This window comes from Marinobacter halotolerans, from assembly GCF_008795985.1.
Classification (GTDB): Bacteria; Pseudomonadota; Gammaproteobacteria; order Pseudomonadales; family Oleiphilaceae; genus Marinobacter; species Marinobacter halotolerans.
Window position 1 is genome coordinate 1 of sequence record NZ_VMHP01000003.1, and the last position, 17,569, is coordinate 17,569.

15 protein-coding genes and 5 tRNA genes are annotated in these 17,569 nt (G+C 56.1%); all 20 read left to right on the forward strand.

Annotated features, from left to right (window positions below):
* On the forward strand, window positions 1-190 hold a 190-nt coding region (locus FPL19_RS17685), incomplete at its 5' end, for a hypothetical protein (RefSeq protein ID WP_225314473.1).
* Between the two features lie 39 nt (window positions 191-229).
* The gene (locus tag FPL19_RS16525; protein ID WP_150914304.1) at window positions 230-1,198 is read left to right on the forward strand and encodes a biotin--[acetyl-CoA-carboxylase] ligase; all 969 of its coding nucleotides are present in this window, start codon (window positions 230-232) and stop codon (window positions 1,196-1,198) included.
* The gene (locus FPL19_RS16530; protein WP_150914306.1) at window positions 1,195-1,929 is read left to right on the forward strand and encodes a type III pantothenate kinase; all 735 of its coding nucleotides are present in this window, start codon (window positions 1,195-1,197) and stop codon (window positions 1,927-1,929) included. The genes FPL19_RS16525 and FPL19_RS16530 overlap by 4 nt, the downstream gene beginning before the upstream one ends.
* Entirely contained in the window at window positions 1,926-2,684 is a 759-nt protein-coding gene (locus FPL19_RS16535) for a hypothetical protein (protein WP_150914308.1), read from the forward strand. Before FPL19_RS16530 ends, FPL19_RS16535 begins: the two co-directional genes overlap by 4 nt.
* 31 nt (window positions 2,685-2,715) lie before the next feature.
* Window positions 2,716-2,791: transfer RNA gene (locus FPL19_RS16540), tRNA-Thr, on the forward strand.
* A gap of 43 nt (window positions 2,792-2,834) precedes the next feature.
* A tRNA-Tyr gene (locus FPL19_RS16545) sits at window positions 2,835-2,918 on the forward strand.
* Between the two features lie 10 nt (window positions 2,919-2,928).
* Window positions 2,929-3,003: transfer RNA gene (locus FPL19_RS16550), tRNA-Gly, on the forward strand.
* Window positions 3,004-3,019: 16 nt separating this feature from the next.
* Window positions 3,020-3,095: transfer RNA gene (locus tag FPL19_RS16555), tRNA-Thr, on the forward strand.
* 51 nt (window positions 3,096-3,146) lie between these two features.
* A complete protein-coding gene (gene tuf, locus FPL19_RS16560) occupies window positions 3,147-4,343 on the forward strand; it encodes an elongation factor Tu (protein WP_150914310.1) in 1,197 nt (398 codons plus the stop codon).
* Window positions 4,344-4,379: 36 nt separating this feature from the next.
* A tRNA-Trp gene (locus FPL19_RS16565) sits at window positions 4,380-4,455 on the forward strand.
* Between the two features lie 30 nt (window positions 4,456-4,485).
* Window positions 4,486-4,854, forward strand: a complete 369-nt coding sequence (gene secE / locus FPL19_RS16570; RefSeq protein WP_150914312.1) for a preprotein translocase subunit SecE — start codon at window positions 4,486-4,488, stop codon at window positions 4,852-4,854.
* A 12-nt stretch (window positions 4,855-4,866) separates the two neighbouring features.
* The gene (gene nusG, locus FPL19_RS16575; protein ID WP_150914314.1) at window positions 4,867-5,400 is read left to right on the forward strand and encodes a transcription termination/antitermination protein NusG; all 534 of its coding nucleotides are present in this window, start codon (window positions 4,867-4,869) and stop codon (window positions 5,398-5,400) included.
* Between the two features lie 121 nt (window positions 5,401-5,521).
* Window positions 5,522-5,953 (forward strand): 50S ribosomal protein L11, encoded by a 432-nt coding sequence (rplK, locus tag FPL19_RS16580; RefSeq protein ID WP_150914316.1) that lies wholly within the window; start codon window positions 5,522-5,524, stop codon window positions 5,951-5,953.
* A gap of 1 nt (window position 5,954) precedes the next feature.
* Entirely contained in the window at window positions 5,955-6,653 is a 699-nt protein-coding gene (gene rplA / locus FPL19_RS16585) for a 50S ribosomal protein L1 (protein ID WP_150914318.1), read from the forward strand.
* Window positions 6,654-6,871: 218 nt separating this feature from the next.
* Window positions 6,872-7,402 carry a 50S ribosomal protein L10 gene (gene rplJ, locus FPL19_RS16590; protein ID WP_150914320.1) on the forward strand — a complete coding sequence of 177 codons (531 nt, stop codon included), beginning with the start codon at window positions 6,872-6,874 and terminating at the stop codon, window positions 7,400-7,402.
* 39 nt (window positions 7,403-7,441) lie between these two features.
* Complete coding sequence (gene rplL / locus FPL19_RS16595; protein ID WP_150914323.1) at window positions 7,442-7,819, forward strand: 50S ribosomal protein L7/L12; 378 nt, start codon at window positions 7,442-7,444, stop codon at window positions 7,817-7,819.
* Window positions 7,820-8,058: 239 nt separating this feature from the next.
* Window positions 8,059-12,135 carry a DNA-directed RNA polymerase subunit beta gene (gene rpoB / locus FPL19_RS16600; RefSeq protein ID WP_150914325.1) on the forward strand — a complete coding sequence of 1,359 codons (4,077 nt, stop codon included), beginning with the start codon at window positions 8,059-8,061 and terminating at the stop codon, window positions 12,133-12,135.
* 76 nt (window positions 12,136-12,211) lie between these two features.
* Window positions 12,212-16,426 carry a DNA-directed RNA polymerase subunit beta' gene (gene rpoC, locus FPL19_RS16605; protein ID WP_150914326.1) on the forward strand — a complete coding sequence of 1,405 codons (4,215 nt, stop codon included), beginning with the start codon at window positions 12,212-12,214 and terminating at the stop codon, window positions 16,424-16,426.
* 170 nt (window positions 16,427-16,596) lie between these two features.
* Entirely contained in the window at window positions 16,597-16,971 is a 375-nt protein-coding gene (rpsL, locus tag FPL19_RS16610; RefSeq protein ID WP_007154021.1) for a 30S ribosomal protein S12, read from the forward strand.
* Window positions 16,972-17,084: 113 nt separating this feature from the next.
* Complete coding sequence (rpsG, locus tag FPL19_RS16615) at window positions 17,085-17,555, forward strand: 30S ribosomal protein S7 (protein ID WP_150914328.1); 471 nt, start codon at window positions 17,085-17,087, stop codon at window positions 17,553-17,555.
* Window positions 17,556-17,569: the final 14 nt, after the last annotated feature.

The window sequence follows — 17,569 nt, forward strand, 5'->3', positions numbered from 1 at the left end:
GAACTCAGCCGTGAAACAGACCAGCGCCGATGGTAGTGTGGCTTCTGCCCATGTGAGAGTAGGTCATCGTCAGGCTCCTAATACCAAAAACCCCAGTTCGGATACGGACTGGGGTTTTTTATTGCCTAAAAGAAGTCCTTCTCTGAGCAGCAGCGACCACCTTTGTTTTTTGTCTCAGCGTGGTGTTTAATCGCGCCCTGATGCTGATCTATTTATCGGGCGATCCTCCATGAAATCCAGAGCGCTAATAGGCCTCCTTGCCGACGGTCGGGTTCACTCCGGCGAATCACTTGCTGCATCCCTGGGTGTCAGCCGCACCGCCGTCTGGAAGCAGATAAAGCGAGCGGCGGACGAGGGCTTTAGCATCGAAACCATCCGCGGCAAGGGCTATCGGTTGGTCACGCCAGTGGACCTGCTGGATGGCAATGAGATAGTCCGACAGCTTCCTGCCCGGCTTCATTCCACTATCGACCTCCAGGTTCACGAGGAACTGGACTCGACCAATGCGGAAGTCATTCGGCAAAGGGCCCGCCAGAGCAGCGGAAGAACAATGGTCTGCCTGGCCGAGTGCCAGACTGCCGGGCGAGGGCGTCGTGGCCGGCAATGGCAGAGCCCGCGCGGCGAAAATCTGTACCTGAGCTTGGGGCTGACCTTTCGTGGCGGCTTTGCCATGCTCGATGGCTTGAGCCTGGTGCTGGGCCTGGCAGTGGCCGAGGCGCTGGAGGCCCAGGGAGTCCGGGATGTCGGGCTGAAGTGGCCCAACGATATCTATGTTGGGGGAAGCAAGCTAGCGGGTATTCTGGTCGAACTGCAGGGTGAGCTGGAAGAGGGCGTGGTGCAGGTGGTTGCCGGCATCGGAATCAATGTTCATATGTCTGCAGCCGAAGGGGTCGATCAGGCCTGGACCAGTCTTGCCCGTGCTATGCCCGCGCAGCAGTGGCACAGAAACCTTATTGCGGCGGGCGTGATTGCTTCGCTACTCGATGCCGCTACCGAATTTGCGAAGACCGGCTTTACGAGTTTCCGGGCGCCATGGGAGGCCAGGGATATTTTCACGGGCCGGCCGCTGACGAGTGATTCCGGAAAGCTGTCCGGTACGGGGCGGGGAGTCGACGAGCATGGAAACTATTTGATGGATGTAAATGGCAAGCTGGAAAAAGTCCGCGCCGGTGAGATCAGCCTGCGGGTTCAGTCATGAGGCTGCTGATCGACGCGGGAAACACCCGTCTAAAGTGGCGGCTTGACCGGCAGGGCGCGGTTGTCAAGAGCGGGGTTTGCCTGTGCGACAGTGAGAGTTGGCTGAGTGAGCTGGCCTCATATGCGGCTGATATTGAGCGTATCGCGGTTTCAACCGTTGCTTCCGAAAGCCGTCGGTCCGTCCTGGACGAGCAGCTGAACCGTCTTACTGGAACAGATGTGCAGTTTTACTGGTCTGAAGCCCGGCGCGCCGGCCTGATAAACGCCTATACCGATACCGCAAAGATGGGCGCTGATCGTTGGCATGCCATGTACGCAGGGTGGCATCAGAAACCGGGTGGGTTTGCCGTGGTTGATGCGGGCAGTGCCATAACCGTGGATTATGTGGCTCCCGATGGCACCCATCTTGGCGGTTATATCCTGCCGGGCAAGCAGATGATGCTGCGTTCGCTTCAGCAGGATGCTGCGCGGATTGGTTTCGAAGAGGTAGATGCTGGTGGTGGCCAGCCAGGGGTATCGACAACCGAATGCGTCCAGCACGGTGTTGTCTGGCTCTGGGAAGGCCTGATCCAGCATCTGGTTGCGGACTGCCGCGAGTATGGCCTTGAGCGTATCTTGTGTACCGGTGGCGATGCCGGGTTGCTTCTGTCTGCTGGCTTGCCCGGGGTGCACGACTCTGATCTGGTTATCAAGGGGCTGGCAGCGATTGATTCAGAGAGTGCGGGTATATGAGGTGGTTGGTCCTGATTCTGCTGGCCGTTAATGTTCTGGTCTGGTTCGCAGATGACATCTGGATGCCCGGCAGGGTTCAGATGGTAGCAGAGGACCGAACGCTGCCACGGGTATCAACGTTGAAGCTCGGTGCTGCAGTTCCTGAGGAGAAAAGAGAAGAGGTGGATTCGGTTGAAGGGGAGCCGGTGGAGACCGAAATGCCGCCACCCGACCCTGAACCCGAGCCCGAACCTGAATCTGAGCGGGCCGTTGCGACCGCAGCACCGGAGCCCGTTTGCGTGCGCCTGGGCTGGTTTGATACGGCAGATGGCGCCCGGGAGCGCTACGCTTCAATGGGCCAGCCGGGCGAGAACATGACGGTGCTGGAGCAGCAGCGGACGCTTGAGCCCCTGCACTGGGTTATTATCCCGCCGCAGCCCGGGAACAAGGCGCTGGCGCTGTTCAACGAACTGCAGCGCAAGGGAGTGGATTCCTACCTTGTGACCCGTGGAGAGAACACCAATGCCATCTCACTGGGGCTTTTTGAATCAAGAGAGGCTGCTCTGCGGGTGCTTGAGGCAAAAAAACGTCAGAATCTCAATGCAGTACTGGCCAACTTCCCGCGTAATCAGCTAAGCTACGCCCTCGTTTTTGAAGTACCTTCTTCTGCCGATGCAGAGCAAGGAGTCGGGCGGTTAGAGGATTACCGGGACGATTTCGAAATGGTTGAAATCAGTCGTTGCGCAGGTATTGCAACGAATCCTGAAAATCCGTAGTATACCGCCCTCGCTGAAGAGGCGAATGTGGGCTGGCGTAGCTCAGTTGGTAGAGCAGCTGACTTGTAATCAGCAGGTCGGGGGTTCGATTCCGTCCGCCAGCTCCACTTTTTAAGTTTTAGCGGATTTGCCGATTGGCAGGTCCGATCGGGAGGGGTTCCCGAGTGGCCAAAGGGATCAGACTGTAAATCTGACGCGAAAGCTTCGCAGGTTCGAATCCTGCCCCCTCCACCACTTATTGCTCGCGGGCATCGTATAGTGGCTATTACCTCAGCCTTCCAAGCTGATGACGCGGGTTCGATTCCCGCTGCCCGCTCCAATTTGAAGTGCGAAACGCTCATGTAGCTCAGTTGGTAGAGCACACCCTTGGTAAGGGTGAGGTCGGCGGTTCAAATCCGCCCATGAGCTCCATCATTTTGTCCGGTCAACGTTACGGTCAGGTTGATTAGGGAGATAGGTCGAATGTCTAAAGAAAAATTTGAGCGTAGTAAACCGCACGTAAACGTGGGCACCATTGGTCACGTAGACCATGGTAAGACCACGCTGACAGCCGCCCTGACTCGTGTATGTCACGAGGTGTGGGGCAGTGGTAGCGCCAGCGCATTCGACATGATCGATAACGCGCCGGAAGAGAAGGCTCGTGGTATCACTATCGCGACCTCTCACGTTGAGTACACGTCACCGGAGCGTCATTACGCGCACGTTGACTGCCCGGGCCACGCTGACTATGTGAAGAACATGATCACTGGTGCGGCGCAGATGGACGGCGCGATTCTGGTTTGTTCCGCAGCTGACGGCCCCATGCCGCAGACTCGCGAGCACATCCTGCTGTCTCGTCAGGTAGGCGTTCCTTTCATCGTTGTGTTCCTGAACAAGGCGGACATGGTTGATGATGAAGAGCTGCTTGAGCTGGTTGAGATGGAAGTTCGTGAACTGCTGAGCCAGTACGACTTCCCGGGCGACGACACGCCGATCGTTACCGGTTCCGCGCTGATGGCGCTGGAAGGTAAAGACGACAACGAAATGGGTACCACCGCTGTCAAGAAGCTGGTTGAGGCCCTGGACGCGTACATCCCGGATCCTGAGCGTGCGATTGATCAGCCGTTCCTGATGCCGATCGAGGACGTGTTCTCTATCTCCGGTCGTGGCACCGTGGTAACTGGCCGTGTCGAGCGTGGCGTTATCAAGGTGGGTGAAGAGATTGAGATTGTTGGTATCAAAGATACCGTCAAGACCACCTGCACCGGCGTTGAGATGTTCCGCAAGCTGCTGGACGAAGGTCGTGCAGGCGAGAACGTTGGTGTACTGCTGCGTGGTACCAAGCGTGACGACGTTGAGCGTGGCCAGGTTCTGTGTAAGCCGGGCACTATCAAGCCGCACACCAAGTTTGAGTGTGAAGTGTACGTACTGTCCAAGGAAGAGGGTGGTCGTCATACGCCTTTCTTCAAGGGCTATCGTCCACAGTTCTACTTCCGTACCACCGACGTCACAGGTTCCTGTGAGCTGCCGGAAGGCGTGGAAATGGTAATGCCGGGTGACAACGTCAAGATGAGTGTTACCCTGATCAACCCGATCGCCATGGAAGATGGCCTGCGTTTCGCGATTCGCGAAGGCGGCCGTACCGTTGGTGCCGGTGTGGTCTCAAAGATCATCGAGTGATTTGCTCGAAGTAAGTGCGCTGAGTTGTTTCGGTGCAGGCCAGTAGCTCAATTGGCAGAGCAGCGGTCTCCAAAACCGCAGGTTGGGGGTTCGATTCCCTCCTGGCCTGCCATTTTTTAACATCCGGATAAAGCTGATTCCCATGGAGTCAAAAGCCGATCGTTCAACCAGCAGCTTTGATATTGTCAAGTGGCTGGTCGTATTTGTCCTGATTGCCATCGGTGTCGTTGGCAATCAGTATTTCAGTGCCGAGTCACTACTGTATCGGGTGCTGGGTCTTGTGGTGCTTGCGCTTTTGGCAGCACTCGTTGCGTTGCAGACCGACCGTGGACGTCGGTTTGCAGCACTCCTGAAAGAAGCACGGGTTGAAATCCGGAAAGTCGTATGGCCCACCCGGCCGGAGCTTATCCAGACCACGTTTATTGTTGTGGTTTTTGTATTGGTAGTAGCTTTGATCTTGTGGGGTATGGATTCGTTGATCAGTTGGCTGGTCTCCGGAGTTATCGGGTAACAGGAGTGGGCAATGGCTAAGCGCTGGTACGTCGTACATGCGTATTCTGGCTTTGAAAAGCACGTAATGCGCACTCTCGGAGAGCGCATTGCGCTCAATGGAATGGAAGACAAGTTCGGCGAGATTCTGGTTCCAACAGAAGAAGTCGTCGAAATGCGCGAAGGAAAGAAGCGCAAGAGCGAGCGGAAATTCTATCCGGGTTATGTGCTTGTTCAGATGGAAATGGACGACGCTACCTGGCACCTGGTCAAGAACACTCCGCGTGTTCTGGGCTTCATTGGTGGCACAAAAGACAAGCCGGCACCGATCACAGAGCGTGAGGCAGAAGCTATTCTGCGCCGCGTTGAAAGTGGTGCCGACAAGCCCAAGCCCAAGACACTGTTTGAGCCGGGCGAAGTGGTTCGGGTTACAGAAGGCCCGTTTGCCGACTTCAACGGCGTGGTAGAAGAAGTTGACTACGACAAGAGTCGGGTCAAGGTTGCTGTTCTTATTTTCGGTCGGTCTACGCCGGTTGAGCTGGAGTTCGGACAGGTCGAGAAAGACTGATCAGCGGCTGTTTATGCTGAGAGCTCGCGCGCCCAGGCGACGCGGGCTTTTTGTGTCTGCTTTGTTGCAGTTGAAAGAAACCGGGGAGCCGAAAGGCGTTTGAACCCATTAGGAGAAAATCATGGCTAAGAAAATCGAAGCGTATATCAAGCTTCAGGTTGCTGCCGGTAAGGCCAACCCGAGTCCTCCCGTTGGTCCTGCACTGGGTCAGCGTGGCGTGAACATCATGGAATTCTGTAAGGCGTTTAACGCCGAGACTCAGGACATGGAGCCTGGGCTGCCGATTCCTACCGTGATCACCGTATACAGCGATCGCAGCTTTACCTTTATCACCAAGACGCCGCCGGCACCAGTTCTGCTGAAAAAAGCAGCTGGCATCAAAAGCGGATCCGGTCGTCCGAACACCGAGAAGGTTGGCACGGTTACCCGTGAGCAGCTGGAAGAGATCGTCAAGACCAAAGAGCCCGATCTGACCGCTGCAAATATGGATGCCGCTCTTCGCACCATCGCCGGAACCGCCCGTAGCATGGGCCTCAACGTGGAGGGCCTGTAACATGGCAAAGCTTAGCAAGCGTCAGAAGCTGATTCGTGAAAAAGTCGACAGTGCCCGTTCCTATACCGTTGATGAGGCAGTTGCACTGCTGGTAGAGCTGGGCTCAAGCGTGAAGTTCAAGGAGTCCGTGGACGTTGCGGTAAACCTTGGCGTTGACGCACGTAAATCCGATCAGGTTGTTCGTAGCAGCACTGTTCTGCCTCACGGCACTGGCAAGACCGTCCGTGTTGCAGTATTCACCCAGGGCGCCAACGCTGAGAAAGCCACCGCTGCTGGTGCTGACATTGTTGGCATGGATGATCTGGCTGAAGAAGTTAAGAAAGGCAACATGGATTTTGACGTGGTTATTGCCACACCAGATGCCATGCGTGTCGTAGGTCAGCTGGGCCAGATTCTTGGTCCTCGCGGCCTGATGCCGAACCCGAAGGTTGGTACTGTGACTCCGGACGTTGAGACTGCGGTCAAGAACGCCAAGGCAGGTCAGGTACGGTATCGTACGGACAAAAACGGCATTATCCATGCGCCTATGGGTAACGTGGAATTCTCTGCTCAGAACATCAAGGAAAATATTGAGGCTCTGATTGCAGATCTGAAAAAGGCCAAGCCCTCTTCGTCGAAAGGTGTTTACCTCAAGAAGGTAACCCTGTCGTCGACGATGGGTCCTGGCCTGGCTATCGACCAGAGTGCTTTGAGCATTTAAGTCTTTGGTCGGTAGTGCTTTGTAGTCTGGGCGGAAGCCAAGGCTGTCAAAGACCGCAGGCCCCTGAGGCTGCCTTGCGAGGCAGTCAGAGGGGTTAAAGCAATGCCTGCGCAGACGGTGTGAAGACGTTCTCTCTGAACCCAAACACCGTTAGGAGCCCCGCGAGGGGTATATGTGGGTTTGCCGGGATAAACCCGGCGAAATCGAGGAGAAATCCAGTGGCAATTAGACTCGAAGACAAGAAGGCGATCGTCGCTGAAGTCAACGAGACTGCCGGTGGTGCTCTGTCTGTGGTTATGGCTGATTACCGTGGTGTCACCTCTGGTGATATGACGGCGCTTCGTGCCAAGGCTCGTGCCGAGAACGTAATCCTGAAGGTTGTTCGTAACAACCTGGCGAAGATTGCGATTCGTGGTACCGAGTACGAGTGCATCGACGAAGCATTGGTTGGCCCGACCATTCTGGCATTCTCTATGGAAGATCCAGGCGCGGCTGCGCGTCTGCTGAAGGATTTTGCCAAAGAGAAAGAGGCATTTGAGATCAAAGGCCTGGCTGTCGGCGGTGAGCTGATGGGCGCAGACCAGATTGATCGCCTTGCCAAGCTGCCAACACGTCACGAAGCATTGACGATGCTGGCCGCAACCACACAGGCACCGATCACCAAGCTTGCGCGGACACTGAACGAAGTTCCAACGAAAGTGACCCGTGCAGTAGCGGCAGTTCGAGACCAGAAGCAAGAAGCTGCTTGATTCTGTTGAACACCATTTTTATATTTTTGGGAGAAAGTCATGGCTCTGTCTAACGAAGACATTTTGAACGCAATTGCTGAAATGAGCGTAATGGACGTTGTTGCGCTGGTTGAAGCAATGGAAGAGAAGTTTGGCGTATCTGCTGCTGCAGCAGTTGCTGCTGCTCCTGCCGCTGCTGGTGGCGAAGCTGCCGCTGCTGAAGAGCAGACAGAATTTGACGTTGTTCTGACCGGTCCTGGTGAGAAGAAGGTCAACGTGATCAAGGCCGTTCGTGAACTGACTGGCCTGGGTCTGAAGGAAGCGAAAGAAATGGTCGATAGCGCGCCTTCCGTAATCAAGGAAGCAGCGAGCAAAGACGACGCTGAAGCAGCCAAGAAGAAGCTTGAGGAAGCAGGCGCTTCTGTTGAGCTCAAGTAAGCTGTTGTTGATCGAAACCATGCATTAAGCATGGATAGGCTGGTGGCCCAGTGCCACCGGCCTTTTTCTGTTGTATATGCTGCAGGTTCGGAACGTCAGGACCATTACGCTGTCGGAGCCTTTAACCTACAGCCAGGGTCTTGTTCAAGACGGCGCAGTAAGCCGAGCAATTCGGCCCCGAAGCAGAAAAATGGTTGCTTCTTGATACCAGGTATCAGGTCTAAAGCTGGGGAATGCAGATGACTTACTCCTATACTGAGAAAAAGCGGATTCGCAAAGATTTTAGTAAATTGCCTTCCGTGATGGATGTCCCCTATTTGCTGTCTATTCAGCTGGATTCGTTCCGGGACTTCCTCCAAAGTGAAGCCGAGCCCGATAATCGTCGGGAAACCGGTCTCCACGCAGCATTCAAATCCGTATTCCCGATTGTCAGTTATTCTGGCAACGCCGCGCTCGAATACGTGAGTTACCGCATCGGCGAGCCGGTATTTGACGTCAAGGAATGCCAGCTTAGGGGCGTAACCTACGCAGCACCGCTGCGGGTCAAAGTAAGACTTATCATTTATGATAAGGAATCGTCCAACAAGGCGATTAAAGATATTAAAGAGCAGGAAGTCTACATGGGCGAAATGCCCCTGATGACCGAGAACGGTACCTTCGTTATCAACGGTACCGAGCGGGTTATCGTTTCCCAGCTCCACCGTTCACCGGGTGTGTTCTTCGATCATGACAAGGGCAAGACCCACTCATCAGGCAAGCTGCTGTATTCGGCGCGGGTGATTCCTTACCGTGGTTCCTGGCTCGATTTCGAGTTCGACGCCAAGGATTCGGTCTTTGTCCGTATTGACCGTCGCCGCAAGCTGCCTGCCTCTATCCTGCTGCGCGCACTGGGCTACACCTCCGAGCAGATGCTCGAGATGTTCTTTGATACCAGTAAGTTCGGCATTGGTCCAGAAGTGTGCAAGCTGGAGCTGGTGCCTAGCCGCCTGCGCGGCGATATTGCCACCTTCGACATCAAGGACAAGAAGGGTAAGGTCATCGTTGAGGAAGGCCGCCGTATTACCGCGCGCCACATCAAGCAGCTTGAAAAGGCTGGCCTGACCGAGCTGGAAGTGCCGACCGAGTACCTTTACGGCCGCGTCCTGGCAAAAGACATGGTGGACACCAAGTCCGGCGAAGTGCTGGTAGAGTGCAACACCGAGCTGACTGAAGAAATCGTTACCAAGATCCTGGATTCCGGCGTCACAGATATTGAGACCCTGTACACCAACGATCTGGACTGCGGTCCCTTCATGTCCGACACGCTGCGCATTGATCCGACCCGTAGCCCGCTTGAGGCGTTGGTCGAGATCTACCGCATGATGCGTCCGGGCGAGCCGCCCACCAAGGAATCAGCCGAGAACCTGTTCAACAACCTGTTCTTCTCTGAAGAGCGGTATGACCTGTCCTCGGTTGGCCGGATGAAGCTCAACCGTCGCCTGCGTCGTGAAGAAAGCACCGGCGAAGGCACGCTGACCCACGATGACATCATCGACGTTCTCAAAACGCTGATCGATATCCGCAACGGTGAAGGCAATGTCGATGACATCGACAACCTGGGTAACCGGCGCGTCCGTTGTGTTGGCGAGATGGCCGAAAACCAGTTCCGTGTCGGTCTGGTCCGTGTTGAGCGCGCCGTCCGCGAGCGTCTGAGCCTGGCCGAGAGTGAAGGCCTGATGCCTCAGGACCTGATCAATGCCAAGCCCGTTGCCGCGGCGGTGAAAGAGTTCTTCGGTTCCAGCCAGCTGTCGCAGTTCATGGACCAGAACAACCCGCTGTCCGAGGTCACTCACAAGCGTCGTATCTCGGCCCTCGGTCCAGGTGGTCTGACCCGTGAGCGTGCAGGCTTCGAGGTTCGCGACGTACACCCGACTCACTATGGTCGTGTGTGTCCAATCGAGACTCCGGAAGGTCCGAACATCGGTCTGATCAACTCGCTGGCGACTTATGCACGCTCCAACTCCTACGGTTTCCTCGAGAGCCCGTATCGGAAGGTTGTTGAAGGCAAGGTCACCGACGAGGTGGTTTACCTGTCAGCGATTGAAGAAAGCAATTACATCATCGCCCAGGCAAGCGCCGCGATGGACGACAAGAACCATCTGTCTGACGAGCTGGTAACGGTTCGTCACCAGAACGAGTTCACCGTCACGCCGCCGGAGAACGTTAACTTCATGGACGTATCTCCGCGTCAGGTTGTGTCTGTTGCAGCCTCGTTGATTCCGTTCCTGGAGCATGATGACGCCAACCGCGCACTGATGGGTTCAAACATGCAGCGTCAGGCTGTGCCGACCCTGCGCTCAGAGGTGCCCCTGGTAGGTACCGGTGTAGAACGCACCGTGGCCCAGGACTCCGGTGTCTGTGTGTCGGCCCGCCGAGGTGGTGTGATCGAGAGTGTCGATGCGGCCCGTATCGTGGTGCGAGTTAACAACGACGAAACCGATGCCGGTGATGCTGGTGTGGATATCTACAACCTCACCAAGTACACCCGTTCGAACCAGAACACCTGTATCAACCAGCGCTCCATTGTGCGGGAAGGTGATCAGATCGCCCGCGGTGACGTGTTGGCCGATGGTCCGTCCATCGATCTGGGCGAGCTGGCTCTGGGTCAGAACATGCGCATCGCGTTCATGCCCTGGAACGGTTACAACTTCGAGGACTCCATCCTGATCTCGGAGAAAGTGGTTCAGGAAGATCGCCTGACCACCATCCACATCCAGGAACTGACCTGTGTGGCCCGGGACACCAAACTGGGTAGCGAGGAAATCACCGCGGACATCCCGAACGTTGGCGAGAGCGCGCTGTCCAAGCTGGATGAGTCCGGTATCGTCTACATCGGTGCCGAAGTGGGCGCCGGCGATATCCTCGTGGGCAAGGTGACGCCCAAGGGTGAGACCCAGTTGACTCCGGAGGAGAAACTGCTGAGGGCCATCTTTGGCGAGAAGGCGTCGGACGTGAAAGATACGTCCTCACGTGTGCCCACCGGCACTCGTGGCACGGTTATCGACGTTCAGGTCTTTACCCGTGATGGCATCGAGAAGGATGCTCGCGCCCAGGCTATCGAGAAAGAACAGCTGGACGAGTACCGCAAGGATCTGAAGGACGAGTACCGCATCGTTGAAGGCGCGACTTATGAGCGTCTGACTTCCGCGCTGAACGGCCAGGAAGTGATTAGCGGCCCCGGCCTCAAGAAGGGCGCAAAGCTGGACGAGTCTTACCTGGCAGAACTGCCACGGGATGACTGGTTCAAGCTGCGGATGAAAGACGAAGCCCTGAATGAGTTGCTGGAGAAGTCCGAGCAGGGCCTTGAGGATCGCAAGAAGGACCATGAAGCTCGCTTTGATGACAAGAAAGGCAAGCTGCAACAGGGTGATGACCTTGCCCCGGGTGTTCTTAAAATCGTCAAGGTTTACCTTGCGATCAAGCGTCGGATCCAGCCAGGCGACAAGATGGCCGGCCGTCACGGTAACAAGGGTGTTATCTCTGCGGTGATGCCGATAGAGGACATGCCCTACGACGAGTATGGCAACACCGTTGATATCGTGCTGAACCCTCTGGGTGTTCCGTCACGGATGAACGTTGGTCAGGTTCTTGAAACTCACCTGGGTGCCGCCGCCAAGGGGCTGGGTGAGCGTATCAGTCGCATGCTGGACGAGCAGCGCAAGGTGGCCGAGATGCGTAAGCTTCTGGACGAGATCTACAACCATTCGGATGAGGTCACGAAAGTGGACCTGGATTCGCTGAATGATGAAGAGATCTTTGCGCTGGCCAATAACCTGCGCGCTGGTGTGCCCATGGCAACACCGGTGTTCGACGGCGCCAAGGAAGCTGAGGTCAAGCATATGCTTGAGCTGGCAGGCCTTAGCACCACAGGTCAGACCGTGTTGTACGATGGCCGTACCGGCGATGAGTTTGATCGCCCGGTGACTGTTGGCTACATGTACATCCTGAAGCTGAACCACCTGATCGACGACAAGATGCACGCTCGTTCCACCGGTTCGTACAGCCTGGTTACCCAGCAGCCGCTGGGTGGTAAGGCGCAGTTCGGTGGTCAGCGCTTCGGTGAGATGGAAGTGTGGGCCCTTGAGGCTTACGGCGCAGCGTATACGCTGCAGGAAATGCTCACCGTTAAGTCTGATGATGTGAATGGTCGGACCAAGATGTACAAGAACATTGTCGATGGCGATCATCGTATGGAGCCGGGCATGCCCGAATCCTTCAATGTTCTGGTCAAGGAAATCCGCTCGTTGGGTATCGACATCGAGCTGGAATCCGAGTGAGCCGAATTGTTTTTGGCAGCGAGAGCGGGCACCGTCGGTGCCCGCCCGAGAATAACGCCATCCGGAGCTGTTACTGATGAAAGATTTGCTGAATCTTCTCAAAAACCAGAACCAGAAGCAGGAATTTGACGCCATCCGTATTGGGCTGGCGTCCCCTGACATGATCCGATCATGGTCTTTTGGTGAGGTCAAAAAGCCTGAGACCATTAACTACCGTACGTTCAAGCCTGAGCGTGACGGTCTTTTCTGTGCCAAAATCTTCGGTCCGATCAAGGATTACGAGTGCCTTTGTGGCAAGTACAAGCGCCTCAAGCACCGTGGTGTTATCTGCGAGAAGTGTGGTGTTGAAGTGGCACTGGCCAGTGTGCGCCGTGAGCGCATGGGTCACATCGAGCTTGCGAGCCCGGTCGCCCACATCTGGTTCCTGAAATCATTGCCGTCCCGCATCGGTCTGATGCTGGACATGACCCTGCGCGATATTGAACGGGTTCTGTATTTCGAATCCTTCATCGTGATCGAGCCGGGCATGACGACCCTGGAAAAAGGGCAGCTGCTGAACGACGAGCAGTATTACGAAGCCCTGGAAGAGTTCGGTGACGAGTTCGACGCCCGCATGGGTGCTGAAGCCGTCCAGGAACTGCTGGAAGGGATTGACCTGCAGGCGGAAGTTGAAGCCCTGCGGGAAGAGATTCCCCAGACCAACTCCGAAACCAAGATCAAGAAGTTCAGCAAGCGCCTGAAGATTCTTGAGGCTTTCCTGTACTCCGGCAACAAGCCAGGCGACATGGTCATGACCGTGCTGCCGGTTCTGCCACCGGATCTACGCCCGCTGGTACCACTGGACGGTGGCCGTTTTGCGACCTCCGATCTGAACGATCTTTACCGTCGGGTGATCAACCGTAACAACCGCCTCAAGCGTCTGCTGGAGCTGAATGCTCCGGATATCATCGTGCGCAACGAGAAGCGGATGCTGCAGGAAGCTGTGGACGCTCTGCTGGATAACGGCCGTCGCGGTCGTGCCATTACCGGCACCAACAAGCGTCCGCTGAAGTCCCTGGCTGACATGATCAAGGGTAAGCAGGGTCGTTTCCGTCAGAACCTGCTGGGCAAGCGTGTGGACTATTCCGGTCGTTCGGTGATCGTGGTCGGTCCCTATCTGCGTCTGCACCAGTGTGGTCTTCCGAAGAAGATGGCTCTGGAGCTGTTCAAGCCGTTTATTTTCTCCAAGCTTGAGCACCGTGGTCTGGCCACAACGATTAAAGCCGCCAAGAAGATGGTCGAGCGTGAGGAAGGCGTGGTCTGGGACATCCTGGACGAAGTCATTCGCGAACACCCGATCATGCTCAACCGGGCGCCGACCCTGCACCGTCTGGGTATCCAGGCGTTTGAGCCGGTACTCATTGAAGGCAAGGCTATTCAGCTGCACCCGCTGGTGTGTGCGGCCTACAACGCCGACTTCGACGGTGACCAGATGGCGGTACACGTTCCGCTGACCCTGGAAGCCCAGCTTGAAGCCCGTGCGTTGATGATGTCCACCAACAACGTGCTGTCACCTGCCAATGGCGAGCCCATCATCGTGCCGTCACAGGACGTGGTTCTGGGTCTATATTACATGACCCGTGATCGTAAGAGCGCCCTGGGCGAAGGCATGGTGTTTGCCGATGTGAAAGAAGCGCATCGCGCCTACGGCGCCGGCAAGGTTGATCTGCAGGCGATGGTCAAGGTACGGGTCAAAGAAGTGACCTATGACGAGAACGGCGAGAAAGTGGAAGTCCAGAAAATTGTGGACACCACCGTCGGTCGCGCTCTGCTGTTTGACATCGTGCCGGATGGTCTTTCCTATGACATCGTCAACAAGCCGATGGTCAAAAAGGCGATTTCCAACCTCATCAACACCTGTTACCGCGATGCGGGTCTGAAAGACACCGTCATTTTTGCGGACCAACTGATGTATATGGGTTATCACTTCGCAACGGTTTCCGGTATCTCCATCGGCTTTAACGATTTCGAGATCCCGCCCGAGAAGTACGAGCTCGTTGATGCGGCCTCTGAAGAAGTAAAGGATATCGAGACCCAGTACGCGTCCGGTCTGCTGACCCAGGGCGAGAAGTACAACAAGGTTATCGATATCTGGTCCCGCGCCAACGACAAGGTGTCCAAGGCGATGATGGATCGGCTCTCCCAGGAGCAGGTTATTGGCCCGGATGGCAAGCCTGTGAAAGGCGAGAACGGCGAAGATCTGATGCAGGAGTCTTTCAACTCCGTTTACATGATGGCCGACTCTGGTGCCCGGGGCTCCCCCGCCCAGATCCGTCAGCTGGCCGGTATGCGTGGTCTGATGGCCAAGCCGGACGGTTCAATCATCGAAACGCCGATCACCGCCAACTTCCGTGAAGGTCTGAACGTACTTCAGTACTTCATCTCCACCCACGGTGCCCGTAAGGGTCTGGCGGATACGGCGCTGAAGACTGCGAACTCCGGTTACCTGACCCGTCGTCTGGTGGACGTTTCCCAGGACCTGGTTGTTACCGAGGAAGACTGCGGTACCGACGAAGGCCTGCTGATGACGCCCCACATCGAGGGTGGCGACGTTGTTGTGCCGCTGGGTGACCGAGTGCTGGGTCGTGTTACTGCACGCGCAGCCTACACCCCGACCGACAAAGACAATGCGGTTGTCGACGTGGGCACACTGCTGGACGAGAAAGCGGTCGAGTCTCTCGAGCGTGCCGGTGTGGACGAGGTATGGGTTCGCTCAGCGATTACCTGTGAAACCCGCCACGGTATCTGCTCGAAGTGTTACGGTCGTGACCTTGCCCGCGGGCATCAGGTCAACGTGGGCGAGGCCGTCGGTGTCATCGCGGCACAGTCTATCGGCGAACCGGGCACACAGCTGACCATGCGTACGTTCCACATTGGTGGTGCTGCGAGCCGGGCGTCTGCGGTCGACAATATTCAGGTCAAGCATGGCGGCACCGTTCGCCTGCACAACCTGAAGTCCATCGAGAAGAGCGACGGTACACTGGTCGTGGTTTCCCGCTCCTCTGCGCTGGCCATTGCCGATGAGCAGGGTCGTGAGCGCGAGTGGTACAAGCTGCCCTATGGTGCAGTGCTGTCCGTCAAACACGGCGACGCTGTCGAAGCCGGAGTTGCGGTGGCCAAGTGGGATCCGCACACTCACCCGATCATCGCCGAGGCGGAAGGTACCGCACGGTTTGTCAACATGGACCAGGGCATCACTGTCCGTACCCAGACCGACGAACTGACCGGTCTGTCCACCATGGAAGTGATCGACCCGAAAGAACGTCCGGCTGCCGGTAAGGACATCCGTCCTGCCATTCAGTTGATTGACGACAAGGGTGAAGAGGTTGATCTGCCAGGTGGTGGTACCGCGATCTTCTTCCTGCCGGCAAACGCGCTGGTCACCATGGCGAATGGCGCGAAAATCGAGTTGGGTGACGTGGTTGCCCGTATTCCTCAGGAAAGCTCGAAAACACGTGACATCACAGGTGGTCTGCCCCGTGTTGCCGATCTGTTTGAAGCCCGTCGTCCGAAAGAATCCTCGATTCTGGCGGAAATCAGCGGTGTGGTTTCATTCGGCAAGGAAACCAAGGGCAAGAAGCGTCTGGTGATTACGCCCAAGGATGCTGATCCCTATGAGGTTCTAATTCCCAAGCATCGTCAGATGAACGTGTTCGAAGGCGAAACGGTTGAGAAGGGCGAGGTCATTTCTGATGGTCCGTCCAACCCGCACGACATCTTGCGCCTGCTGGGCGTTGTAGCGTTGGCGAAGTACATCACCAACGAGATCCAGGACGTCTACCGTCTGCAAGGTGTTGTCATCAACGATAAACATATCGAGGTTATCGTTCGGCAGATGCTGCGCAAGGTTGAGATCACCGACGCTGGCGACACCAGTCTGCTCGGCGGCGATCAGGTCGAGATCACCCAGTTCATGGAAGAGAACGAGAAAGCGGAAGCGGCGGACAAAGAGCCTGCACGGTGCGAGCGCCTGCTGCTCGGTATCACCAAAGCGTCACTGGCGACGGAGTCGTTTATTTCCGCGGCCTCGTTCCAGGAGACCACGCGGGTTCTCACCGAAGGCGCCGTCACTGGCAAGCGGGATTATCTGCGCGGCCTGAAGGAAAACGTGGTTGTTGGTCGTCTGATTCCGGCCGGTACCGGTCTTGCCTATCATGCTGAGCGCAAGCGTAAGCGTGAGCTGGACCAGCAGGGCGTAACCGCAGCCGACGTAGAAGAAGCGCTGAGCGCAGAGCTGAACCGCGAAAGCTAAGTTCGCGACAGCGTGACCACCCGCCGGAAGATACCTATCCGGCAGGTGGTCAAAAAGAGACCAGTCATCTTGACTGTTCGGGGGTGCAGGCTTAAACTTGCGACCCTCAAATTTTACCCCCGCCTGTCGGGGGTAAGTTTCATTGATACGGTTTTTTGGAGTTTGCTTACATGGCAACGATTAATCAGTTGGTGCGTAAGCCTCGTAAACGTAAAGCGGCCAAGAGCGACGTTCCTGCTCTGCAGGCTTGTCCGCAGCGCCGTGGTGTTTGCACTCGTGTATACACCACCACGCCGAAGAAGCCGAACTCAGCACTGCGTAAAGTGTGCCGTGTTCGCCTGACTAACGGCTACGAGGTTTCCTCATACATTGGCGGTGAAGGCCACAACCTTCAGGAGCACAGTGTTGTGCTTATCCGTGGCGGTCGAGTAAAAGACCTTCCGGGTGTGCGTTATCACACTGTTCGCGGAACGCTGGACACCCAGGGTGTACAGAACCGTAAGCAGGGTCGCTCCAAGTACGGTGCAAAACGACCCAAGTCCTGATGTACCGAACGGGTATCTTTTATCGTTGCTAAGAATAACGGTAAGAGTAAGGCTGAGTAGCTAATGCTATCTCAGGGGTTCCTGAAGACCTTTTAACAGATAAGGGCTTATCGATGCCTAGAAGAAGAGTTGCAGCAAAACGGGAAATCATCCCGGATCCCAAGTTCCATAGTGCGCGGTTGGCAAAGTTTATCAACCACGTAATGGAAAGTGGCAAGAAGGCAGTTGCAGAGCGCATTGTTTATGGCGCGCTCGATATCGTTGCCGACAAGTCAAAAGAAGAGCCGATCGACATGTTCGAGAAGGCACTGGAGAACATCCAGCCGATGGTTGAGGTTAAATCCCGTCGTGTGGGTGGTGCTACCTACCAGGTGCCTGTTGAAGTGCGGCCTTCGCGTCAGAACGCGCTGGCAATGCGCTGGCTCGTAGAGTTTTCACGGAAGCGTGGCGAAAAGTCCATGGCTCAGCGTCTGGCAGGTGAAATCCTGGATGCCGCTGACAGCAAGGGCTCCGCTGTTAAGAAGCGCGAAGACGTTCATCGCATGGCAGAAGCCAACAAGGCGTTCTCTCACTTCCGTTTCTAATCAGCCGAGGTTTA